This is a genomic window from Alteromonas sp. KS69, assembly GCF_003989595.1.
Classification (GTDB): domain Bacteria; phylum Pseudomonadota; class Gammaproteobacteria; order Enterobacterales; family Alteromonadaceae; genus Alteromonas; species Alteromonas naphthalenivorans.
In genome coordinates this window covers 45,038-69,186 of record NZ_PYHU01000001.1, presented here as the reverse complement: position 1 = coordinate 69,186, position 24,149 = coordinate 45,038, and the positions used below count along the sequence as shown (strand labels likewise).

22 protein-coding genes and 1 pseudogene are annotated in these 24,149 nt (G+C 43.5%); 5 read left to right on the top strand and 18 right to left on the bottom strand.

The window, feature by feature from the left end; translation table 11 throughout:
- Position 1: 1 nt before the first annotated feature.
- Together C7Y69_RS00325 and C7Y69_RS00320 are read right to left on the bottom strand one after the other, a co-directional pair.
- Entirely contained in the window at positions 2-676 is a 675-nt protein-coding gene (locus tag C7Y69_RS00325) for a TetR/AcrR family transcriptional regulator (protein WP_126871429.1), read from the bottom strand.
- Positions 677-1,885 (bottom strand): DUF445 domain-containing protein, encoded by a 1,209-nt coding sequence (locus C7Y69_RS00320; protein ID WP_126871428.1) that lies wholly within the window; start codon positions 1,883-1,885, stop codon positions 677-679.
- 215 nt (positions 1,886-2,100) lie between these two features.
- Here C7Y69_RS00320 and C7Y69_RS00315 point away from each other — a divergent pair, with 215 nt between their 5' ends.
- A complete protein-coding gene (locus C7Y69_RS00315; RefSeq protein ID WP_126871427.1) occupies positions 2,101-3,561 on the top strand; it encodes a DUF3336 domain-containing protein in 1,461 nt (486 codons plus the stop codon).
- A gap of 59 nt (positions 3,562-3,620) precedes the next feature.
- Positions 3,621-5,054 carry a hypothetical protein gene (locus tag C7Y69_RS00310; RefSeq protein ID WP_126871426.1) on the top strand — a complete coding sequence of 478 codons (1,434 nt, stop codon included), beginning with the start codon at positions 3,621-3,623 and terminating at the stop codon, positions 5,052-5,054.
- Between the two features lie 204 nt (positions 5,055-5,258).
- Here C7Y69_RS00310 and C7Y69_RS00305 read toward each other — a convergent pair whose 3' ends face one another.
- The 5 genes from C7Y69_RS00305 to fadR all read right to left on the bottom strand — a co-directional run bounded on the left by C7Y69_RS00305 (position 5,259) and on the right by fadR (position 10,246).
- Positions 5,259-5,999 carry a hypothetical protein gene (locus C7Y69_RS00305; protein WP_126871425.1) on the bottom strand — a complete coding sequence of 247 codons (741 nt, stop codon included), beginning with the start codon at positions 5,997-5,999 and terminating at the stop codon, positions 5,259-5,261.
- A 160-nt stretch (positions 6,000-6,159) separates the two neighbouring features.
- Positions 6,160-6,519 (bottom strand): phasin-related domain-containing protein, encoded by a 360-nt coding sequence (locus tag C7Y69_RS00300; protein ID WP_013783456.1) that lies wholly within the window; start codon positions 6,517-6,519, stop codon positions 6,160-6,162.
- Positions 6,520-6,610: 91 nt separating this feature from the next.
- Positions 6,611-7,003, bottom strand: a complete 393-nt coding sequence (locus C7Y69_RS00295) for a VOC family protein (protein ID WP_013783455.1) — start codon at positions 7,001-7,003, stop codon at positions 6,611-6,613.
- 115 nt (positions 7,004-7,118) lie between these two features.
- Entirely contained in the window at positions 7,119-9,224 is a 2,106-nt protein-coding gene (locus C7Y69_RS00290) for a S9 family peptidase (protein WP_126871490.1), read from the bottom strand.
- Between the two features lie 311 nt (positions 9,225-9,535).
- Positions 9,536-10,246: a fatty acid metabolism transcriptional regulator FadR gene (gene fadR / locus C7Y69_RS00285; protein WP_013783452.1), complete on the bottom strand. Its 711-nt coding sequence runs from the start codon at positions 10,244-10,246 to the stop codon at positions 9,536-9,538.
- Positions 10,247-10,687: 441 nt separating this feature from the next.
- Here fadR and nhaB point away from each other — a divergent pair, with 441 nt between their 5' ends.
- The 3 genes and pseudogenes from nhaB to C7Y69_RS00270 all read left to right on the top strand — a co-directional run.
- A complete protein-coding gene (gene nhaB, locus C7Y69_RS00280) occupies positions 10,688-12,271 on the top strand; it encodes a sodium/proton antiporter NhaB (protein WP_013783451.1) in 1,584 nt (527 codons plus the stop codon).
- Positions 12,272-12,280: 9 nt separating this feature from the next.
- The gene (gene dsbB, locus C7Y69_RS00275; RefSeq protein WP_013783450.1) at positions 12,281-12,808 is read left to right on the top strand and encodes a disulfide bond formation protein DsbB; all 528 of its coding nucleotides are present in this window, start codon (positions 12,281-12,283) and stop codon (positions 12,806-12,808) included.
- 56 nt (positions 12,809-12,864) lie between these two features.
- A pseudogene (locus C7Y69_RS00270) lies at positions 12,865-13,224 on the top strand (GNAT family N-acetyltransferase); the annotation flags it as partial.
- Between the two features lie 124 nt (positions 13,225-13,348).
- Here C7Y69_RS00270 and C7Y69_RS00265 read toward each other — a convergent pair.
- From C7Y69_RS00265 to C7Y69_RS00215, 11 genes are all read right to left on the bottom strand, one after another.
- Entirely contained in the window at positions 13,349-13,843 is a 495-nt protein-coding gene (locus tag C7Y69_RS00265; protein WP_013783448.1) for a YcgN family cysteine cluster protein, read from the bottom strand.
- Positions 13,843-14,505: a fumarylacetoacetate hydrolase family protein gene (locus C7Y69_RS00260; RefSeq protein WP_013783447.1), complete on the bottom strand. Its 663-nt coding sequence runs from the start codon at positions 14,503-14,505 to the stop codon at positions 13,843-13,845. Before C7Y69_RS00260 ends, C7Y69_RS00265 begins: the two co-directional genes overlap by 1 nt.
- 1 nt (position 14,506) lies before the next feature.
- Positions 14,507-15,466 carry a lytic transglycosylase domain-containing protein gene (locus C7Y69_RS00255; protein ID WP_409513408.1) on the bottom strand — a complete coding sequence of 320 codons (960 nt, stop codon included), beginning with the start codon at positions 15,464-15,466 and terminating at the stop codon, positions 14,507-14,509.
- A 32-nt stretch (positions 15,467-15,498) separates the two neighbouring features.
- A complete protein-coding gene (locus tag C7Y69_RS00250) occupies positions 15,499-15,795 on the bottom strand; it encodes a YcgL domain-containing protein (RefSeq protein WP_126871489.1) in 297 nt (98 codons plus the stop codon).
- 21 nt (positions 15,796-15,816) lie between these two features.
- On the bottom strand, positions 15,817-16,974 hold the full coding sequence (gene rnd / locus C7Y69_RS00245; protein WP_013783444.1) for a ribonuclease D: 1,158 nt from the start codon (positions 16,972-16,974) through the stop codon (positions 15,817-15,819).
- Between the two features lie 56 nt (positions 16,975-17,030).
- Positions 17,031-18,683: a long-chain-fatty-acid--CoA ligase FadD gene (gene fadD, locus C7Y69_RS00240; protein ID WP_013783443.1), complete on the bottom strand. Its 1,653-nt coding sequence runs from the start codon at positions 18,681-18,683 to the stop codon at positions 17,031-17,033.
- A 119-nt stretch (positions 18,684-18,802) separates the two neighbouring features.
- On the bottom strand, positions 18,803-19,642 hold the full coding sequence (locus tag C7Y69_RS00235; RefSeq protein WP_013783442.1) for an alpha/beta fold hydrolase: 840 nt from the start codon (positions 19,640-19,642) through the stop codon (positions 18,803-18,805).
- Positions 19,643-19,799: 157 nt separating this feature from the next.
- Complete coding sequence (locus C7Y69_RS00230; protein WP_231882102.1) at positions 19,800-20,444, bottom strand: Slp family lipoprotein; 645 nt, start codon at positions 20,442-20,444, stop codon at positions 19,800-19,802.
- A 359-nt stretch (positions 20,445-20,803) separates the two neighbouring features.
- Complete coding sequence (locus tag C7Y69_RS00225; protein WP_126871423.1) at positions 20,804-21,106, bottom strand: hypothetical protein; 303 nt, start codon at positions 21,104-21,106, stop codon at positions 20,804-20,806.
- 353 nt (positions 21,107-21,459) lie between these two features.
- The gene (tsaB, locus tag C7Y69_RS00220) at positions 21,460-22,188 is read right to left on the bottom strand and encodes a tRNA (adenosine(37)-N6)-threonylcarbamoyltransferase complex dimerization subunit type 1 TsaB (RefSeq protein WP_126871422.1); all 729 of its coding nucleotides are present in this window, start codon (positions 22,186-22,188) and stop codon (positions 21,460-21,462) included.
- Positions 22,189-22,191: 3 nt separating this feature from the next.
- Positions 22,192-24,111, bottom strand: coding sequence for an ATP-dependent DNA helicase (locus tag C7Y69_RS00215; protein WP_126871421.1), 1,920 nt, complete (start codon positions 24,109-24,111; stop codon positions 22,192-22,194).
- Positions 24,112-24,149: the final 38 nt, after the last annotated feature.

The window sequence follows — 24,149 nt, the reverse complement described above, 5'->3', positions numbered from 1 at the left end:
ACTATTCCTTTGTATTAAACATATCCTGTGGCACATGCTCTGTGACATTGGCTAATGCATGTGAATGCAACGCCTCTAAAATACTGTTTTGTTGTGCTTCACTGAGTATTAATCGTGGAAGTAAGCTCACCATCATGAGCGACAGCGCATGATAACGCTGAGATGTTTCATCCATATGGCTGTTAGTTTCATCAAATTGACAAGACTGAGTAATGATGAGGCTAAGCAAATCTGCCAGCAACGTCAGATCTGAAGGTGATGCGACCAATACCTTCTTATGGCTTAATGTAGTCAGTAATTGAGAAAGCTGCTTGTGTAAACTTGAAAGAATATTTTTACGGGGCTTTTCAATTAACGGATATTTTTCAACAATATCCGCAGGGCTTCGATAAAAAAACTGAAATACGTGCAAGCTGTCTACCAGCAGATACAAGTAATACATTACCTCTTCGGCGGTAAGCGAATCTAAAGCGTTGGGTACCAGCACACGCTGCATTTGCTTTTCATGCATACGCATAAGCGCACTCACCATGCTTTCTTTGCCCTTGAAGTGGTAATACAAATTGCCGGGGCTAATATCTAACTCCATGGCTATGTCTACACTGGTAACACCATTCTCGCCATGCCGATTAAACAGGGTGAGCGCCGTCAGTAAAATCCGCTGCGATGTCTTCATTTACAAAAACACCAAATATAATTGCGCGAAGCCAGCGAGTAGGCCTAATAAGGCACCTGTGACGATGAGCTTCCACTCGTCTTGTTGATAAGCGGGGCGTAACACCCCTTCAAACTCTTCAGCGCTTAAGGCTTGCATTCGTTCGCATAAATCTTGGCCGACGTGCAAAGCATCGTTAGCGTAATCATAGGCATACAACAGATATTTATCAGAGTTATCAAATATCTGCTTTACCGCCAACGCTTTCATCCTATGATAGTTTTCAGACCCCACACCTAGGGCAAAGTATGGCTGAGTAATAGCGACATAGCGCTCTATAGCATCGTTAACGTGTAGCTCTATAAGCTCCAGGAGTTGAGCTGAACCAGAGCCATGCAATATAACGTGGGTGATGTTTTTAGGCGTGATCAACTTTTGCTCAATAATCTCGGCGTACACCTCAGACACTTCTTTTTGCCGTTTAAGAAACATCCCTTGTATGGTGATTGGGCCAAATTTAACGGGGCGTTTAGGCTCAAATATAATTTTTATCGCAATCCAATTTGTTGCGTAGCCCACTAAAAGCCCACCGAGGGGTAGAATCCACCAGTTTTGAAAGAAGTACCATAAAATCATGGTGGGTAGCCCGAACAGGAAACCAAAATAGAAACCTGAGCGCACAATAAAGGGAAACTCTTTACTACCTGCGGTAAGAAAAATTTCATTAATTAACGAAGGTGAATTTACCAGTTGCTCAACCACAAGTTCTTTTATGTCGAGAATTTCAGCTACATTGTGCTGAAAGTCATCCACCATCTTGTGAACCACATTGGGAATATCATTTTCGATACGTTGATATACAAGGTTTTTTCCTTGCACGGGAAGCGCTGCCCACAATTGAGGGGCAGACTCAGACATAACGTCGTTAACGACTTTGCGGGTAACTTGCCCAAGCCGTCGTTCTATTGCTTTGGTGAGATCGCTAGGGTCGATACGCTGTGCGAGCTCTTCGACGCTCAACAACTTGCCTAAAACAAGCTCTACTTCAATTTCCGCCATTTGTCTGCGCTTGGCAGGAATTAAACCCTGCCAACCAAATATGGGCTTGATCCCGACAAACTCGATGGGATAAAACATCATCTTTACCGCGAGGTAATTCGTTAACCAGCCAACCAGCGCGCTTATTAGCGGAATTGACAGCAAACTCAGTGTTTCTAAATTCCATTCCATATGGCGAACAACTTGCTCGAATTATTTTTCTTCTCTTTCAGGCTACTGAGTGCTTACGAATTGGTCAATGTTTTATCTCTAAATGCACCAAGGTTTGTGAAATTTATTAGATTACATCAAATAAAACCCTCTTAATTTTGATTAACTTTTGTTAGGTAGCGCATTCTAAATTTCCTTTGTACACTTTTTGTATGCTCACTTGAGACACTGAAAATATGGCTTTATTTGACTTACGTTTAAAAAAATTAGACCAAGACATTGCCCATGCTTCAAGCTATCAAGCGTACCAAGAAGCTTGCTTAGCGCATGACGAAATTTCCGGTGCAGAAGCGTGGAAAGCCGATGATGCATCAGATGATTACGACTACATACTTATTCAGAAACGGGTACAACGCCTGAAAATTGCCAGAGGCAATGGCGACATGCATGCGCTTATGTCAATTATTCATGAAGGCTTGCATGGGAATTTAGGCAATATTGCAAACCCAGCTATACGCCGCAAATGCAAGATGGGCACTAAATATCTTATCGTGCAATTCATTGAAGAGGTGAAGCTTGCCCTTGACCAAATTTACCAAGCGAATGAAGACGACGTAGACTTTTACGAGAAACTGTCATTTTTTGAAGAAACCGCCCATGCATTCGGGCGCAGCTGCCTCATGTTATCGGGAGGAGCTGGGTTGGGGTTCTTTCATTGCGGGGTGGTAAAGTCGCTAAATGAGAAAGAGCTGTTACCTTCTGTTGTATCAGGCGCAAGTGCGGGTTCTATTATTGCAGCCTTGGTAGGCACACGTACTCATGATGAACTACTCGATGCATTAAGCGCTGAAAATATTTATGAAACCTTCAAAAAATGGCGAAGTTGGGCGGGCTTTGGCAAAAATAGTTTGTTTGATAGCACTGCGTTAGAGAATGCGTTAATCAGCCTTTTTGATTTAACCACCTTTGAAGAAGCGTATAAAAAGACCCGTCGCCATGTAACCGTAACCGTATCGCCTGCAGATTTACACCAGCATTCTAGGCTACTAAATGCCAAAACTTCGCCTAACGCCATTATCACCCAAGCGGTAAGAGCGTCTTGTGCCGTGCCAGTAGTATTTAGCCCTGTACAACTTCGCGCTAAAACACCTGCAGGTGATATCGTTCCCTATATTCCTAACCGACGTTTCGCTGACGGCTCGCTAATGGCCGACTTACCCTTTGATAGGCTTGCTAGGTTGTACGGTGTTAACCATAGTATTGTTAGCCAAACCAATCCACTCGCCGTGCCCTTCATCCAATCTGCGCGTATCAATCCTCAATCACTGTGGGGGTTATCAACGCGTCACGTGGGGCAGCTATTAAAAAGTAACAGTATTTTTGCCATCGATATTATTGAAAATATGACTGACAATAAAGGTGCTAAACTTACTATTCATAAAGTGAAGTCTATTATCGATCAACAATATGTAGGAAACATAAACATTCTCCCCAAACAACAAATTCGTAATTTGACACAAGTTATTGCTAATCCAAGCCTTGAAAGTATAAATGCGCTCATAGTGAGCGGAGAAAAATCAACTTGGCCACAGCTCGATGTTATTGAAAAAAATACCAAAATTAGCGAAAGTTTGCGGTATTATCTTGGTAAATTGAAACAAAGAGAAGCGGTTGAATTAGGACACAGTGCCTATTAACCCACCCAACGCAGGAATTTGACTGTGATTGGGGTTGAAAACATACACAAAGGATATCGGTGAGCGCACAAATTCAAAGCCCTGACAGCATCTACACGCAGCAAGTAAAACAACTAATAAACATGGTGTACCCGCAAGAGGTTGGCTATGGCTCAGTCTTTGAAGATGCGAAACATTTTTTTTCGTTAACCCCTGAGCTAGAAGCCCATGTTGAGGAGTTGAAGGTACAGCTAAAAAAAGCGAAAGCTTCAACTAAGAAAGAAGTTCTTGTAGATCAGCTCAAAAAACAAATCAAAAACTCTAGTCAAAAGCTTGAAGAGGAACGCTTGGCGCGGCTTACTCGAATTGATGAAGTGAGCACTAAGCTTATCAAGCTATGCGAGGGAGATAGCTGGCAAGAAACTCAGCAGCTAAGTGCAAAGTTTCTTGGCACTTTAATGTTGCTTACCCAAGGCCCAGAAGGTAAATTTGCCCGCATTCACCAGCGCTTTAAGCCTTTGTATAAAGCCGTTTTAGTATTAAGACTTACTGATAAGTTACTTGATCACGACACCATTGCGCACAAGTACCTTTCAAAATATCGTGATGCGATTTCTCGGATGCGTGGTAACCGCTATTGGCGCGAAAAGTGGCGTATAGAATTAGGGCGACCATTAATTACTGCCTCTTTGCTACAAGATGTAGGCTTACAAAGCCCCGCCGCATTAACGATATTACGTGGCGCAGACAATAAGTTGGATGAATTCCGATTACTAGAAGAATCTCAGCGAAAAGACTTGTTGAAGCTTAACTATCACTTCACCATGAAATACCTTACTGAAGGGTTAGGCATTCCAGCCTATGTGGGAAACGTGAAAGAAGAACGTGACCGATTTGTGCAGACCCACAATGAGGCCAATGACTTTGTTAGCCAGTTGGTAAAAGATGCCTTTGTGTCTAAAACTGGTTTAGGTGAGCTAATTAAAATACCGCAAATTTATGCGTCTGTGATTTTTTCAACTAAAAACGATTACAGCCGTAAAAACCTGCCTAAAGGCTACTTACTTATAGAGCAGCTATCTAAAAAAGGCGCGTTAAATAAAAAGCTCGCGGAGGATTTTATTGACTTGGTCGGTTACTTCCCGCAAGGCTTCGGCATTACTTTCATTCCTGTTAATGAAAACGGCCAAGAAAAAGACCAATATGAATGTGCGGTGGTGATAGGATTAAATCCAACTAAACCTGGCGAGCCAATTTGCAAAGTAACCACGCGCAATCAAAAGCATATCAGCAGCGGTCATATCGAAGTGATTGAAAAAGGCAGAAACCTCTACTTCCCCGCTAGCAGAAAGAAATTGATGAGTGTTGATAAAGCGCGCTTGAAAGAAATCATGAGCCAGCTTTCTAGCAATTTCACCTCAGACGCGGTAGATGATTTGATCCCCAGTTTTTGGGAACCCCACGACTATTTTAGTTATAAGAAACACCAGAATCTGTGGAGCAAATCAAGCTAGCCCTGTTGCGAAAGCGTTAACGCCCGTGGCGAAGTACTAACGCCTGTGGCGAAGTATTAACGCCTGTGGCGAAGCACTGATAACGCTATCGAGTGCGACTGCAAAAAAGAGAGTACCTACTCTCTTTTTTATTGCGCCTAACGGGGTAGCCAGCAACGTACTACCGAACACTATCTCTCTGCAAAACACTATCGTGCTACAGACTTACGAGTCGCTATCGGTCTTGCTATCGCCAGTGGCTTTGGTGGCCGCTGATGTGCTGCTTGATGTTGAAGACTGCGCTGCCTGGGGCTTGGCTTCTGTAGCCTTAGCCGAGGTCGCTTTCGTCGCTGCTGGCTTCGATGCAGTTGAAGCCGTAGTGGTTGATTTAGTCGCGGAAGATGCTTTTTTAGCTGTGGTGGTTTTACTGGCCGTTCCACTTGCCTTAGTTGATGCAGCTGTTGTTTTGGTGGCAGGTTTTGAGGCTACTTTAGGGGTAGCTTTTGCCGCTGTTTTTGGGGTGGCTTTCGCAGTAGATTTTGGCGCGGCCTTTGCTGGGGCTTTTGCAGGCGTTTTTGTTGGCGTTTGGGCTTTCCCCGCAGCTTTTTCTGCAGCACGCTTTGCGGCAAGTAATGCTACTTGTTCTACCAACAAGTCAACTTTTGCGGAAAGTAACTCTATTTGATGCTCTCTTTCAACCCGTGCTTTCCCACCAGAAAGTAAACTAAACAGTGGCGTAGACATCACCAACTGTTGTGCGCTATCAACTAATGAAACTGGGTTAAATCGACGTTTCAACTCACCTTCTACTTCAGCGCCCTTGCGCTGCATAGCCTCAATTGAGGAGTGAGTATCATCAATTTTTTTACTTACTGTACTAGCTGTACTTTCAAGTTGCGCTGATATTAAATCAGAACCCGCTGTAAGCCATCCAAATAGTGGTGATGATTTGTGATTATTAGGCATGTAACCTCCCGCTTCAAAACGAATAGGGCAAGGTAGTTATTACGTTCTATTAGTATCAGTATTAGCACCAGCATTGGCACTAATACCTTTGTAAGTAACAGGACTACAAAAAACGACAGCAACTACCTTGCTAAAAAATAGCAACAATAAAACTTAAGTGCTATTTATTCGCCGCTAGCTTAGCTACGGCTTCCGTCAACGCATCAATTTTTGCTGAAAGCTCTTCAATACGATGATCGGCGGGGTCGGTATCTAAGCCCAGTTTTTTACGTACATCTGCCACACGGTTTTCAACATCATTGGTGGTCGACTTAAACTTACTACGCGCATCGTCTTCTAGCGTTTCACCTTTGATTACTAAGTCATCAAACATTTTGTTCGCGTCTTCACTTAGCTTTTCGTAACGACCTTGTGCTTCTTCTACGCTTTTTCCGTACGCGCCAAGCCCTGCTAGCCAAATTTTGCGAGCCATGTCTTCTGCTTCGTTAATTTTACCTTTAATGGTATCAGTGGTTGTCATCGTCAGCTCCTGTGAATGTTCGATTACAGAATCACTATACAAAGTACAATTAGAAACCGCATACTAATAAAAAAACAAAACCGTAAAAAGTTTACGCTTGGGAATGAAACCCAATCATATTCCCTTCTGTATCAATGGCTAACGCAATAAATCCATATTCACCAATCGCCATTTTTTCTTTCTCAAGAACGCCTCCTGCGTCAACTACCCTACCCGCTTCAACGGCGCAGTCCTCACATGCAAAATAGACTAAGGTGCTATTTTTACCTACTGGGGCACCCTCCATATGAACTAATGCACCACTGGCGCCATAGTGTTCCATGTCAGAGGGGAACGTCATCATACTGAATGCGCCTTGAGATTTATCTGCTGAGGGGTCTTCCAGTGCTTCCAAGGAAACCGTCAGCACGCTTTCGTAGAAAGCCTGCGCGCGAGGCATGTCTTCAACATAAATTTCAAACCAACCAACGGGATTACTGTTCATAGCATGTTTCCTTTTAGTGTTAACAAATGCCAAATGTAAAAACAGGCAGATGCTGAAGCATTTGCCTGTTCGTTATGTCAGTAAAACATAGTGGTGCTAGCTTAAATCTCGTCAGCTAGATTTCTATACCTGCCAGGTAAAACACGAATGCATATTCTAGCGCTGTTGACTCAAAACGTTTGAACCGACCAGATGCACCACCGTGGCCAGCTTCCATATCTGTTTGAAACAACAACAAATTATCATTCGTTTTGTAGTCACGTAGTTTCGCAACCCATTTCATCGGCTCAAAGTATTGCACTTGTGAGTCGTGAAGCCCTGTTGTCACTAACATGTGAGGGTAATCTTGGGCACTCACTTGATCGTACGGTGAATAAGATAAAATATAGTCGAATTCATCTTTATTCGCAGGGTTACCCCACTCTGTATATTCCCCAGTGGTTAAAGGAATGGAGTCGTCACTCATGGTAGTAACAACATCCACGAACGGAACATGAGCAGAAATCCCTAAATAAAGTTCAGGTGCCATATTCGCAATCGCGCCCATTAACAAACCACCCGCACTGCCGCCCATCGCGAACACACGATTAGGATCGGCATATTGCTTTTCAATCAAGCCTTTTGATACGTCGATAAAGTCGGTAAATGTATTAATTTTGCTGTGCATCTTACCGTCTTCATACCACTGTCGGCCTAACATCTGCCCGCCGCGAATATGGGCAATCGCTACCACAAAGCCTCTATCTACTAGCGATAACCAACTACTTCTAAATGTTGGCTCAATCGTGGCACCGTAAGAACCATACGCATACTGATACAGTGGATTAGTGCCATCTTTGTTAAACATATCATTACGATAAACCAACGAAACGGGAATACTTGCTCCATCCTGCGCTATAATCATGACACGTTCAGAGGTATAAGCCGCTGAAGAAAATGTGTCAGAGACCTTAGTTTGTTTAAGGACTTCTTTATCGAAGGTGTTTAAATCGATATCTACAATGCTTGCGGGCGTAGTTAACGAACTATAATAAATACGCAAGGTATTGGTATTTTGCTGAGTGTTACCGGTAAAGTAAGCGCCGTAAATAGGGTCATCGGTAGGTATTACTGTGGCTTTATCAGTGTTTAGATTATGCGCAACCAGACGTAACACACCGTCTTGCTTCTCTTTTACTACCAAAAAGTCGCCTAACACTTCAATATCTTGAATGAATACATCAGGGTTGTGGCTAATCACCTCTTCCCATTTGGACATATCATCGGTTGCAGAAGCTGGCGCTTTCATAACTCGAAAATTAGTTGCTGCATTGTTAGTCAGAACAAAGTAGCTATCGCCCGACTTTTCAATGCTGTATTCCTCATCTTCTCTAATAGGCAAGAATGGAATTGGCGCTTTAGTAGGTTGGTTCGCATCTATTAAGGTCACTGCACTTTTGTCTGTGTGACTATGATGAATGTAAATCATGTCATCATCTTTGCTTTTACTAATGTAGGTATAAAACGTAGGATCAGTTTCCTCAAACACTAGCGTATCGTCTTCTTGGGGTGTACCAAGCACATGACGATAAACCTGGAAGCCTAATAAGGTTTGCAGATCTTTCTTCACATAGAAAAGGTGTTTATTGTCGTTGGCCCACTCTACAGCACCAGAGGTACCTGTCAGTTGGTCTGACAGCAACTCACCCGTGGCTAAATTTTTTACAAGAATAGTATAAACGCGACGGCTCAATGTATCTTCAGAATACGCGAGTAAGTTATTGTCGGTGCTTACTGAGTAGTCGCCAATATTATAGTAGTCATGGCCTTCGGCCATCACATTCATATTCAGTAATACCTGTTCCTCTGCATCCATCGATGGTTTACGCAGATAAATAGGGTATTCATTTTCCCCAGAGTATTCGGTGAAGTACCAATAATCATTTTTTAAATAGGGAACCGTTGTGTCATCTTTCTCTATTCGGGCAATCAGCTCTTCGTACAAGGTTTCTCTGTTATCTTTTAATGGCGCCATAACAGTTTCTAAATACGCATTTTCTTTTTCTAAGTGCGCTAACACTTTCTCGTCTTCACGACTATCATCTCGCATCCAGTAATAGTCATCATTACGAACGACGCCGTGAGCTGTTAACTCATGAGGAATTTTCTGTGCAACCGGTGCTGGAGTATCAGTAATCAATTTAACGCCTTGCTGTTTTTCTATTTGAGAGGATTGTTTCATGCTAGTGCTATTATCGCTGCACGCTCCAAGCGAAAGACTCGCCGTCAACGTCATACACGATGCTATCCATAAAGATTTCATGATAGTTCCTTTTCCGGGAGATGATATGTGACAAAACTTAACCCCAAAGTATAGGTAATTTGTAAGGTTTATATAGGGTTAAAAAGCACTAATGCAGCCAAACTGAGTAGTAAATAGTTACAAGCTGTGTCTTAAAACAAAAAAACGCCCTGAAAGGACGTTTTTGATAATACGTTAATAACTACGATTTTAGCTTGAAGGTGAATTCGCTTTCCCCTACAGCCATTGCGCTAATCCACAATATCTTTAGGCATACTGTCACGTACTTGCTGCCAAACTTTACCACTTTCAATACCATAGTCTCTTACTACAACAGGTACTTTATCGTGTCTTTCGTTTTCTGCAGCATCAAGCAATTTCGCGTAATAAGCTTTAGCCACATCTCGCGCTTGTTCATGATCGAAATAGAAACCACCAATACGCGAATACATACCTCTGAAACCATTCATCATTAACACGAACACATTATTATTTGATGCCAATGCTAAATCATGGGTCATTTGATAATCGAATTGCGCAAAAGCAGCGCCGTCTTCTTCCACGTTTTTATAACGAGCAATAATCTCAGCTGATTCTTTGGGGTTGTTACGAATTGCACCTCGGATAAACACAGCACTTAAATTTGTACGTGCCGCTAAGAGGTTGTCTACTAGCTCAGGAATGCCTTCTTGATCAAGACGCGCTAACGTTTCTAGAATGTTCAAGCCACAGCTTTCCCAAAAGTTATTCACTTTTGTGGGTTTACCATGCTGAATGGTCAACCAACCGTCACGAGCCAAACGTTGCAAAACTTCACGTAAGGTTGTGCGTGTTACACCAATAAGTTCTGAAAGCTCTCTTTCGGCAGGCAAAATTGTACCCGGCGGGAAGCGTCCACTCCAAATCGATTCAACAATATATTCTTCGGCAAATCCAGCGGGACTCTGCGCCTTATAAATCATAACTAATCGCCTGCACGTTATTGTTATTCTGCGACTGATTGTACCAGATGCGCTTTTATTATCACAATGAAAAATCCCCTGCCAACAACATTTGTTAACATTTCATTAAAATAATCCTAAAACTTTTGCGTTAATCGTTTTTTATCACGCAAAAGCAGACTTACTCAACGCAATAAACTACATTGTTAGGTTGATTAACAACCTAACGTGAGAAATTCCGCTAACTTTCCTTTTATGGGGTCTGTGAATTGCTTTCTCAAGGTTGTAATATCATGTACGCTTAATTTCGGACTATTATAATGAAAGCAGCAAAACTGCCCGATTATCGACAACTTGCAATCACTTGCCCTCGATGAAAGTCAGTTTATGTGTGCAATAACCAGAAATTCAAAACGTAAAGACGCAATGTTAGCGGCTTTGTTGTAAAAGGAATAGGAACTCATGCAAACCTCAATGATCTCGGCGGTCTTTAGTAACTTTCTGGGACACGCACCAAATTGGTATAAGCAGACCATAATTGCCTTCCTCATTATCAACCCAGTATTGTTTATGGTTGACCCCTACTTGGCGGGTTGGACATTAGTGATCCAATTTATCTTTACTCTCGCCATGGCGCTCAAATGCTATCCGTTGCAGCCAGGTGGTTTACTACTCATTGAGGCTATGTTCATTGGGATGACTACGCCCGGGCACATGATGCACGAAATTGAGGTTAACCTTGAAGTACTATTACTTCTGGTCTTCATGGTTGCCGGTATCTACTTTATGAAAGACCTGCTGATGTTTTTATTCACCAAGTTAGTGATTGGGGTTAAAAACAAAATGGTGTTGTCACTGTCGTTTATCTTTGCATCAGCCTTTTTATCGGCATTTCTTGATGCGCTAACCGTAGTGGCAGTAATCATCAGTGTGGGTTTAGGTTTCTACTCTATTTACCACAAGGTCGCTTCAGGTAAAGAGTTCCACTCAGATCATGACCACACGAGTGACGACGGTGTAGATTCGCTAGGCAGTAATGACCTAGAAAACTTCCGTGCCTTCCTTCGTAATCTAATGATGCACTCTGCGGTAGGTACCGCACTGGGCGGCGTGATGACCATGGTAGGTGAACCGCAAAACCTAATTATTGCTGATAAGGCTGGATGGGATTTCGTTGAATTCTTTATCCGCATGGCCCCTGTTAGCTTACCTGTTTTCGTTTTCGGCTTGTTAACCACCATGATCCTAGAGAAAACGGGTTGGTTTACTTATGGTGCAAAACTACCAAATTCAGTAAGAAAAATTCTTACCGATTACAGCGAACATATGGATAAAAGCCGCAGCAAACGTGAAACAGCTAAGCTCGTGGTTCAGGCACTAATTGGCGTATGGTTAGTAGTGGGCTTGGCTACGCACATGGCGTCAGTAGGGTTAATCGGCCTTTCTGTTATTGTACTAGCAACGTCGATGAGCGGTATTATTGAAGAGCACGCTTTAGGTAAAGCGTTTGAAGAAGCCCTACCGTTTACCGCATTGCTTTGCGTATTCTTTGGTGTTGTGGCTGTGATTATCGACCAAGGCTTATTCCAACCTGTTATTCATTGGGTACTAAGCTTTGAAGGTGAAACCCAGATGGTGATGTTTTACCTCGCCAACGGTGTGTTATCTATGGTGAGTGATAACGTGTTTGTAGGCTCTGTGTATATCACAGAAGTTACCGCAGCCCTGCAAGCTGGCCAAATTACTCGTGACCAGTACGATATGCTAGCGGTTGCGATTAACACGGGTACTAACTTGCCGAGTGTTGCTACACCTAACGGTCAAGCTGCATTCTTGTTCATGCTAACCTCTGCGATTGCACCTTTACTACGCTTGTCTTACGGCCGCATGGTGATGATGGCATTGCCATACACCATTGTGCTAACCATTGTGGGCTTGGTAGCTACCTATGTAGGCTTAGCCGATGCAACCCAATGGCTGTACGACATGCACTTAATCGAACATCATACCGCGACAGAAGCTGTTAGCGGTGTGGTTTCACACTAGGAAATAGACATGCGTTCAGTAGTACATCGCATTAGTCGCTGGGCAGAGCACAAGTCTTCATGGCTTGTGCTTTTTGCCACATCTCTGGGGCTAGAACTAGCTGCACTTTATTTTCAATATGGTATGGGCTTGAAACCCTGCATTATGTGCATTTACCAACGAACTGCCATGTACGGCATTGTGTTGTCAGCACTTTTTGTTTTGATTAAAAATAACGGCCTTACCCGCATGGTCGGTTTTGCCGGTTGGGCAGTATCTGCTGGTTGGGGCTTTTTAATCGCTAAAGAACATATTGGTATTTTAAATGCGCCGAACCCTTTTTTCGCCAGCTGTGAAATCGTGCCTAACTTCCCATCATGGCTGCAATTGCATGAGTGGATACCTGCCATTTTTGCCGCCGAGGGTGATTGCTTAGAAGACAGTTGGCAGTTTCTTTCAATGGGAATGGCTGAGTGGATGCAAATTCTATTTGCCGCTTACTTTGTGGTATTTGCTATTGTGTTTGCATGTAGATTGCTGGATAAGAAACCCTTTTGATAGACCTTTCTATTTTGCCGTCTAGGCTCCCTCCTATCCACACAGAACAGGGACCGGTGACAATACAGCGCATAGCCCCTAAACATGTTGAAGCCTTGTGTGAGGCTTCACAGCAATCTATTCATCATGTAAAACCCTGGCTTGGTGCCACGCTGTGCCCAGTTACCCCTGCATTGGCGAAACAATGTATTCAATCTATGGAAGCCGCACGAGAGTCAGGCTATGGGTTAACCTACTTGCTTATGCACGATGAGCGCTGTTTGGGCATGGGGATTATCAACTATATTCACCACACTCATCTAACCGCGAATTTGGGTTATTGGCTTCGTTCCGACTCATGTGGAAAAGGCCTAGCAACAGCCATTTGTGAGGCGTTAAAAAAATTAGCCTTTACACAAATGAATTTACACCGATTAGAATGCCTTATCGAGCCCAACAATAAAGCCAGTTTGCGTGTAGCCGAGAGAATTGGTGCTGAAAAGGAAGGACTGTGCCGCAAGCGCATTTTGGGCGAGATGCGCTGCTTTACAGTATTACCGCTTAATCTAAATCTTCCAACGGCCAAATGGCAATATAATCTTCGAAGGCATCTAAATTCACATCGGTTTCAAACACCGTTTTGTTTCGCACAGACATGCCATTTTTGTGCATCACGTGCTTTTTGCCCTTATTCAACAGTGGATGCCAAGACGGCAAACCTCGCCCTTCATGCAGACGGCGATAAGCGCAACTTGTAGGCATAAAGAAGATATCTTTTAGGTTTGCTTTAGTTAGCTGAACACAATCAGGAACAAGCTCAGTTCGCTTCGCATATTGGGTACATTCACAACTTTTTGTATTTAGCAGAGAACAAACAATATTAGTGTAATGAATTTGCTCATTGGCATTGATGTAATCTGTAGGCGCTTGCGCTTCCTCGTTTTCATCGTCAATAAACTTATGTAAGCAACATTTTGCACAGCCATCGCATAATGACTCCCATTCCTTTTGGGTCATTTCTTCAAGGGTTTTGGTTTCCCAAAAAGGGGCAGTCATTAGCGTACAACCTTTGTATTAACAGTAATTTTATCGTGTAAGGTGGCTTCGATAGTGTCACCCACAAGCAATGGCCCTACCCCTTTAGGGGTGCCAGTTAACACTATATCACCCGCATCAAGAGTAAAAGTCTGCGACATGTGAGCAATTAAGGGCACTATTTTATGTAGCATCATTGCGGTATGCCCAGATTGACGCACTTCACCGTTTATACTTAACGTAAAACGTAAATCTTGTAAGTCAGTGATGCTATCGATTGGAACGAAGCCTGACACTGGACAACTTAAATCGAAGGACTTTGCGCGTTCCCAGGGTTGCCCTTGCGCCTTAAGCTCGCGCTGAACATCACGCAAGGTTAAATCTAAACCAAGCCCAATACCCCAAATGGCCGCTAACACTTCATCTTCTGTTGCTTTAGACACCGCGTGCTTTAGCAGCACAGCAACTTCCAGTTCGTTATGGCATTCACCTTGGTCGGTAGGAATACTGAGCGGTTTGCCCATGTCGCACAACGCCGCTTTGGGTTTTAAAAACAACAAAGGGGATGCTGAAACCACGGATTTCATTTCTTCAATATGATCAAGATAGTTGCGACCGATGCACGCCACTTTTCCTACTGGCAAGGCAATGGGATTGCCCTGAACATCTAAATGTTGATACATATTAGTACCCTCGTTTTATACGTTCAGAAAGGTAACCTACCGACACACCGAAGTAACTAGAGCGGTTCCATTTCATCAAAGTATGAAAGTTATTATAGACAAGATAAACACGTCCTTCACTGCCATCAGGCATAATGAGAGAAGCTTGAATATCAACATTAGGCAAATCGCTACCGTCGAAACGTCTAACGCCGGCTTGTTGCCAATCGGCTAAAGGCCTATACAGGCTTTTTGAAAGGCCGAACTCTTCTATAGGCTGGGTTACAGATACCTGCCTACCCCACGTGCCGTTATTATCCCACCCTTCTGATGAAAGGTAGTTTGCAATAGAAGCAAAAACATCGGCTTCGGTTTGCCATATATCTTTTCTGCCATCACCATCGTAATCTACCGCGTAGTTTAAAAAGGAGATTGGCATAAATTGGCTTTGCCCCATGGCACCAGCCCAAGAACCTTTAAACGCATCAACGCTGGTATGCCCTTCATCAAGAATAGTTAACGCGGCAAAAAGGTTGTCTTTAAACAGTTTTTCTCGGCGGCCTTCATACGCCAGTGACGCCAAGGCAGACAGCACACTGTAATTACCTTGAATACGTCCAAAATTTGATTCATTCCCCCACAGCGCAACAATAAATCGGGGTTGTACCTGAAACTTCTTCCCTATCTCTTCAAGCAGTGACTTGTGCTTATTGTACATTTCAACCGCTTGCTGCACTTTCCAATCAGGCACACGACTGGCTAAGTAACTATCAAGGGTAATTTTCTTTTCAGGTTGATTTTTATCAGATTTAATGACTGTTGGGCGGAAACTAATATCACTAAAGGCGTCGTTAAGTAATGATTCATCAAAGCCCTTTTGCTGGGCTTCGGCTTTTAACGCTGTTACGTACTCGGCAAACCCTTTTGCTGTTTTGTCTTCGGCTTGGGCAAACCCAATGCTTGCCAAAACACCCGCGACCATAAGCAGCGATGCTTTTAACCATTTACCCATTTCTAAAACTTTTTATCTGGTGTGGCTTGTAAACCCAAAGACTTTCGATGCGCCATCAATAAGTCGTCTTCTTTAGGTGGCAACTGAAGGTAAAAGCCTTTCTCTTCAAGTTCAGCAACCAGCTTTAGTTTGTCGACTCCAGCTAGTTTCTCGTGCTTATCTAATGATAACACCGTGACTAACTCGGGCTTGCCAAACTTCTCTTTAAGTATTTCAGGCACATCTTCAAATTGGTCTTTATTAGGCACGTATAAGTACATGCCTAGGTGTTTTCGTGATTTATAAATCGCGCACAACATCATTTCGTAAACTCTTCAACGTTAGAGACTAGGTTTATTACCTAGTAACTTTTCTAAATGGGGTTCAAATAGTGGCGCTCTCCAACCAGATAATACATCTGGCTTAAGGCCTAGCACTCGGGTTTCGTCATTGTCGAACCAGTACCATTTTAGCACTTGGTTTAATTGTTTTTTAGAGGCAATGACTTCAGGCGATACATTATTTTCGTTGGCAATTTTATCGCTGACCGCTTTTAGCGATGCTAGTGTTTGCTTATAGCTTGCAACGTCAATCAAACGACTGACTTTAGGTAACCTCTGTGACTCAGAAGTAGCGGCATATTTATCTCGGGCTTCGCTTATTAGCGTAATGATGGTCTCACCGTAGCGCCTAATCGACTGTGGGTTCACCCCGTGTAGTTGAGACAAACCCGATTTGCTTGAAGGCATTAGACGCGCAGCTTCATAAAGATGTATTTCTTTAAATACAAAATTTAATGCCATGTCTTTTTTACGGGCAGTGGCGAGTCGCCATGCAGCAAGAGCTTGTAGTACGGTAAGTTGCTCTTTTGATAAACGCCAGTTGTTTTTAATTTGCATATACGCAAATTCTTCCGGCATTTGACTGCGCTTTTTATCTGCTAACTGGGCTATTTCTTGATATACCCACTCTAACTTCCCGGCTTCATTTATTTTTTCTACTAAATGTTCGTAGCAAGGCAATAAATACAGTACATCGTTGGCCGCATAGCTAAGCTGTGCTTCCCTTAAAGGGCGTGCTATCCAGTCAGTACGAGACTCGCCTTTATCTAGGCTAACATCGCACAATAACTCCACCAGCTTTGCGTATCCTAGCGATGCACCCAAGCCTAAAATACTCGCCGCAAATTGACTGTCGAATACGGGTGTTGGTACGGTGTTAAAAGCGGTCAGGAAAGTTTCAAGATCTTCTGAGCACGAGTGCAGCACTTTTACCACACGGGTATTTTCCATTAAGGCAATAAATGGCGAGAGATCATCAATCGCAAGCGGATCGATAAGTACTAACTGATGCCCATCATATAACTGGATTAAACCAAGATGCGGTGACAGTGTTCTCGTACGAACAAACTCAGTGTCTAGCGCTACCGCTTTTTGTTGCTGGGCAAGATTGCACACGCTATCGAGTTTTTCAAAGGTGGTTACTAATTCATATTGCATAATAATAAAAAGCCGGCTTACGCCGGCTCTACAGTTTTCCTAATTCACTTACCGAATTAATCTCGTAGTTCCCGACGCAGAATTTTACCTACATTGGTTTTAGGTAGATCTTCTTTGAAGACTACCTGCTTGGGCACTTTATAGCCCGTTAAGTGTTCTCTACAGTGCGCAATAACCGCTTCAGCAGTAAGCGAGTCGTTGTTGCGAACAACAAACAACTTAACCACTTCACCACTCGCTTCATTTGGCACACCAACCGCTGCTGACTCAACAATGTTGTCATGCATAGCAGCCACTTCTTCAATTTCGTTTGGAAACACATTGAATCCAGAAACGAGGATCATATCCTTTTTACGGTCAACAATATAGAAATAACCTTCATCGTCTACCGTAGCGATGTCTCCAGTGGCAAGCCAGCCATCTTTAAGAATTTCGTCAGTGGCTTCTGGGCGGTTTAAATATCCTTTCATCACCTGCGGGCCTTTCACCCAAAGCTCACCTGGTTCGCCTTTTTCTACCTCGTTACCATCATCATCAAGAAGTTTGATGTCGGTAGAAGGTACTGGCATACCGATGGCGCCTTTGTAAGCGTCAATTTGTGGTGGGTTTACCGTTACAACTGGTGAGCACTCCGTTAAGCCATAACCTTCAAGAAGTACAGTACCGGTAACCTTTTCCCACTTTTCAGCAACAGGACGCTGAACGGCCATGCCGCCGCCTAAGCCAAACTTGAAGTTCTTAAAATCAAGTTCGCTAAACCCTGGTGTGTTTAATAAACCATTAAACAAGGTATTTACACCCGGAAGAATAGTGAAAGGGTATTTACTCAATTCATTTACAAACCCTGGCATATCACGTGGGTTAGTAATCAGTAAGTTTTGGCAACCGTATTTAAGGAACATCAGGCAGTTCGCAAGCAATGCGAATATATGATAAAGCGGCAACGCCGTTACCACGAAGTCTTCGCCTTCATCTATTACAGTTTCTAAAATGCCGGAAACCTGCTCAAGATTCGCAATCATATTGCGATGTGTCAGCATGGCGCCTTTAGATACACCCGTGGTTCCGCCGGTGTACTGCAGGAAAGCCAGTTCATCGTTGGTTAAATTGGGGCGTGTGTAGGTTAACGATTGCCCTTTCTTTATTGCGCTGGTGAACGACGTGGTAGCAGGCAAATTAAAAGCCGGCACCATTTTCTTCACGTACTTCACTACCGCATTCACTACCCAACGTTTTGGTACAGGCAACATATCGCCTAACGAAGTAAGAAACACTTCTTGAATGTTTGTTTCGCTGATCACTTCTTCAAGCGTACACGCAAAGTTTTCAACAATAACAATTGCCTTAGCATTCGCATCGTTCAACTGATGCTTCAACTCTCTTGCGGTGTACAGTGGGTTTACATTAACCACAACCATACCAGCACGAAGTACACCGAACATGGCAACAGGGTACTGAAGCAAGTTCGGCATCATTATCGCCACGGCATCACCGCGTTTTAACCCACTATTTTGTAGGTAAGCAGCATATTGTGCAGATAATTTGTCGAGTTCGCCAAAGGTCATCGACTGACCCATGTTGATAAACGCAACTTTGTCTTTAAACTTTTTTACTGATTGTTCGAATATATCGACAACGGATGCGTAACGATCTGCATCAATATCTGCAGATACACGAGGGTCGTAAAACTTGAGCCAGGTTTTTTCCACCAAAACCTCCTTCACTTATTTTTAACACAAAGGCGCGTGAAGTCTCACGCGCGTTTGAGCAACTGGTCTAATAACTTGCGAATAGTATAGGAAGTGTAAAAAAAAATAAACTATACAGTTTACATTTGCTCAACAAACTGACGGATTAACATGCCAACGTCGTCAGTTTTTTCCATGTGAATATGATGGCCGCCTGTTAATTGCTCAAACCGAGCATTTTTAAACCAGGATTGCCTTTTCTCATAAACACTGTCCAAGGTTTTAAAGCTACTTGACGCGCCTATAAAAAGTATAGGACAAACTATCGCACTCATGATGTTTTCTGCTTGATCTTCGGTTAAGCGAAGTACAGATTTGGTGCGAAGACGCGGGTCGCTCGACCAAAAACAATGGCCACCGGCATCTTGCGTAAGATTCCTTTCTAGAATTGCGCGTGCATGCTCAGCTGGAATATCAGAGACCTTACAGCGGGCTTTAACTGCATCATCTAAGTTAACCAAGGTTAACTTATTGCGCTGTTTCTTCTTCCTGCTAAGAATAGCTTCCCGCATTTGCGCTTGGCTGGTGTTCGCCTCTAACGTTAGTGGGCCACACGCATCAAGGCTTATTACCCCCTTCACTTTTTCAGGAAATAACCCAGCATACAACGATGCTAAAATACCGCCCATAGAATGCCCAAGCAGTATAACCTGTTCCCACTGTTGATCTTCTATCAATGCATGCAAGTCTTGTAAATAATCAGCTTGATTATAGTGCATGCCTATTGGCCTATGCGATGAACGGCCATGCCCAGCAAGATCAAGGGCGATAAAGCGTTGAGATTGCAGATATGGCGCCAGCAACCTAAGGCTTTCTGCATTATCTAAATACCCATGTAGCCCTATCACTACGGTGCCAGCACCTTGGTTTTCTAGTGCAGCTAAGTGTAAATTTCCTGATGTGAATTCAGTTTCTATCATGTTGCTCCCTCACACAATATGTGCGGCAATACTTTGCCTATAAAGCGCAAAATATTGCCAGATAAAAAATAGGGAGGCAATATCTTGCCTCCCTAGTAAATACATATTTTTATTCAAATACGATTATCTTTACGAAAGTTTTCATCTGGTAGACTACTTATTTCTCTTTATCCTTGCGCATTTTTTCATGCGAGGCTGAAATAGCATTAGACCGACTTTTTGAAGGTTTAGGGCTAGAAGGCGAATTATCGTAGCGTGTTACCCGCACCCTTCTATAGCTTGGGTAGCCCCAAGGTCTGTGCCGCATAAACGGTGAATACCAACCCGTACCATAATCAAAATAATACATGTTCACGTCGTAAACCTCTTGTTTACGCCACATGTGGTAGTCATCAGCCAATATTGTAGGGTACATGTAGGGTTGTTCACCTACCATGCCTGATGTGGGTGGTACCAATTTGCCAACAAACGTGGCCGAACGTCCTTCTTCAAAAACGATAGGATCAACAAAACCGTCGATTTGCACTTTAAAGCGTCCGACAGTTTCACCGCTACTATTAGGCTTGCCATAATTATTCAGTGGAAAATGAACAAGTTCGATGAAGGTTTTGTTTGGCTTATTTTCAACCCCAACAATAACACCGCCCCACCGCGCCATTTTACCTTGAGCATTAGCGCCAGAGGTAACGGCCTTGGAATAAGAAACTAGCTCAGTACCTTTTGGCACCTCTACGCTTTCTGGCACAATCGCACAACCTGCGAAAAGTACCACACTTACTATCACTAACATTCTAACCAGCATGAAGCCTCCTTTTGGCCGCCTAAGCACTTTTAACTTGTAACTGATACTAAGCGCCGAGAAAATATATAGTACTACAAATAGTAATGAATCGAACCCTAATGCGCTGAGTAACGGTGTCACCCTGTTAACCCACATTTTCACCAGAGACTATCATTAAAAAATGACCTTACCAGTAGGGTACTTTGGCTTAAAAGTTAGCATTGATACTTAACAAATGCCATAAAGAACATTGATTTAAACGACTGTTAATCTTTAGACGGGCTTTTTGGCAAAAAGTTTAGTTGGGTTTTATAACACTGAGTTGGAGGGCATTAAATTAAGGCACTAACGCGCAAGGATGCACTGATTTAATGTAAATGCTAAGCGTATATATCTACACCGAACATGCTTTGTACCGACTCACGCTCTTGCTGCTTTTCAAAACTGGTATACGAAGCAATAGCCTGCTGAGAATAGCCGGCACTATCTTCTCGAACGAAACGTTGATAAGCCTGTGCATTGTCGGTGCCTTGTGCATCTGGGGCCACGACAATATGGTTATTCTGCTGCTTGCCTTCATTATTGCTTTGCTGTTGCGCATCTTTATTAACTTTAGCAACGCGCCCTTGTGAGGGCTCTGATTGATGCGGTGAAGGTATCGAAAAATTGTTAGTTATATGCATACCAAAAACGTGTCAGTCTTTTAAATGAAATCAAGTAGGTGAAGTAATGGGATGAATACAACGTATGTTAAGTTGTAAAAGCCATCTCCTGAACAATACACCGCCCAATATAAAGGTGTTACTTGCAAGAATCGCGCCTGAACACTATGACTTTTCCCCGCTCACCTGAGAGCCTTGTTTTAGAGGCTCGTAGTATACGGTGCCGTTAGTGGCTGAGAGTTCGGTTTAACGTAGACTAAATGCTCTTGAATAAGGCGCTCGAAGAATGTTCTTGAAGAAACATTTGAAAAAGCTCTTGAAGAGGCTCTTGAATGAAGTTCCTCAAAAAGTTATCAGGCCTGAGGTTTACCCGCTTATTCGCGGCCCGGTAACTTTTTCCACGTTACTTTGTCTCGTAGATAAACAGGTTTTACATCACTGGCCACGTGTACATCGCCTTTGTTCGCGAGTTGCTCAGCAAGTGGAAGCATGTAAACCGCATCAGGAAATTCAATAGACACTTCATGGCCTTCAGGCAACAATGCTGCAAGCGCAGGATAGGCCTGCCAACCTGTACCAACAGGCTCAAACTCACTCACGTTCTCACCTTGGTTGGCCGCTATAGCATCATTGATAAGTTCCACAGCAGCTTCAGGCGGGCACACTTGCTCTGCAACCACTTCTTTCAATAAACCATTTTCAGATTTGTAGATGGCAAAGTAAACTTCGCCCATCCGGGCATCGGTAACGCACACTACCCAAGAAACCTGCTTAGCTGTCACCTTGTTATTGACTAACGCTTGCTGCGCCATAGCCGCAAGCGTGCTTACGCCAGCTACCTTCAAACCAGTGCCAAGCGCTAAACCTTGAATCATTCCTGTGGCAATACGCACGCCGGTGAAGCTACCTGGGCCTCGCCCAAACGCTAATAGGTCTAAATCGCCCAGAACAAGCCCTGCATCTTTTAACACTTCGTCCAACATAGGCAATAGACGCTGACTATGTTGCTGAGGGCAAATTTCAAAACGTGAAACGACAGCGTCGCCGGTATTTAGTGCTACTGAACAGGCTTCTGTTGCCGTGTCGATGGCTAAAATCTTCATTTTTTACTCTTCATCAATTCTTGCAAGAAAAGACTCTACTTCGTCTAGACTGCGGGTTCTGCGCATATTCGGCAAGCTACCTATAAAAGTTTTCGCATAGGGTTTGGTGACTAAGCGATTATCGCAAATTACCAATACACCTTTATCGGTAGGGTCGCGAATTAAGCGCCCTGCACCTTGCTTTAACGCAATGACGGCTTGGGGTATTTGAATAACGCCAAATGGATTAGCGCCGCGCTTTTTAACATCGTCCATTCGTGCTTGCAATAACGGGTCGTCTGGTGATGCGAATGGCAGTTTATCTATCATGACGCACACCAAATCATTCCCTCGTACATCTACCCCTTCCCAAAAAGCGCCCGTGCCCATTAACACGGCTTTTTCGTCGGCCAAGTACGCATCTAATAACGCCTGCTTTGTTGTTGTGCCTTGTACTAACAGCGGGTTATCAATTTCATCTTCTAGCTTACCGGCTATTTCACGCAGCATGGCATGACTGGTAAATAACAAAAAGCATCGGCCTTTACTGGCTTTAATTAACCTTTTTGCCGTATTCAGCAAGGTTTCACGCATTGAAAAACTATTTGGCTCGGGCAAATACCGCGGTACACACAACATGGCTTGTTCAGGGTAGTTAAAGGGGCTATCTAAGCCTAACGTTCTTGAGTCTTCTAACCCCATTCTGCGCTGAAAATGTTCAAAGCCGCCGTTAACCATTAAGGTCGCCGAGGTAAATACCCACCCGCGAGGCGGCGATGCCACAAAACGGCGGAACTTAGCTGCAATAGACAACGGCGTTAAATGCATAATTAAATGGCGCGTTGTGGTTTCATACCACAAGCTCACATTTTCTTGTTTCTCATCGCTTAACGAGTCAAGTTGCTCCCTAACGGACACTATTCTTTCATAAAGATTATCTAAATCTTTGTCGCGACCAATATGCAGCTTACACACTTCATGTAAAACCCCTAGCGCTTCTGCTAGTTTACCCACTTCTAAGCGCACATCGTCACGCATCAAGGCTTCGGCCCAGTTTCCCCGTTGGGTAGTATCGGGGAATAACAAGCGCAAATCTGCAGCAATCATGCGGCATTTGTCGGCTGCTTTGTCTAACTGAGCCGCGTCTTTCAACACGGTTCTAAAAATAAGGGTAATATCTTTGGCTAAATCTTGAATTTGGCGGGTAGAAAGCGACTCACCAAAGTAGTCTGCGGCAATATCGGGTATTTGATGGGCTTCATCAAATATAATGGCGTCGGCTTCTGGGATAAGCTCACCGAAACCCGTATCTTTTAATGCCATGTCAGCGAAAAATAAGTGGTGATTGACCACAATAATGTCGGCATCTAACGCCTTACGCCGTGCCTTAACCAAATAACACTCTTCATAATCAGGGCAGTCCCGACCAAGGCAATTATCAACGGTAGACGTCACTAATGGCAGCACCCGAGCATCTTCAGGTAAGCTTTTCAGCTCGCCCATATCGCCGGTTTTGGTAGTGGTAGACCATAGTTTCACTTCAGATAGCTGGCCTAACACCTCTTTTTCCACTAACGTGGAGTTACCGCCATGTTGTTCTAGTCGGTGCAGGCAAAGGTAATTCGCACGGCCTTTTAACAACGCCGTTTTACGCCTGCTGCTAAGGGCTTTTTTCACTAAAGGTAAATCGCGATGAAATAACTGCTCTTGCAGGTTTTTCGTTCCTGTAGACACTATCGCTTTGCCCTCTGCCAGCAGTGCTGGTGCAAGATACGCGAAAGTTTTTCCCGTACCTGTCCCGGCTTCAACCACTAGGCTGCCGGTTTCATCAATGGCTTCTTTTACCGCCTGCGCCATTTCTGTTTGCGCTTCACGGGGAACAAAGCCATTGATAGTCTTAGCAAGTAAACCCGTGGAAGAAAAGATGTCATCGATAGTTGGCATAGTGTACTTAACGTAAAAGTGAAGATTTGGCCGCTAGG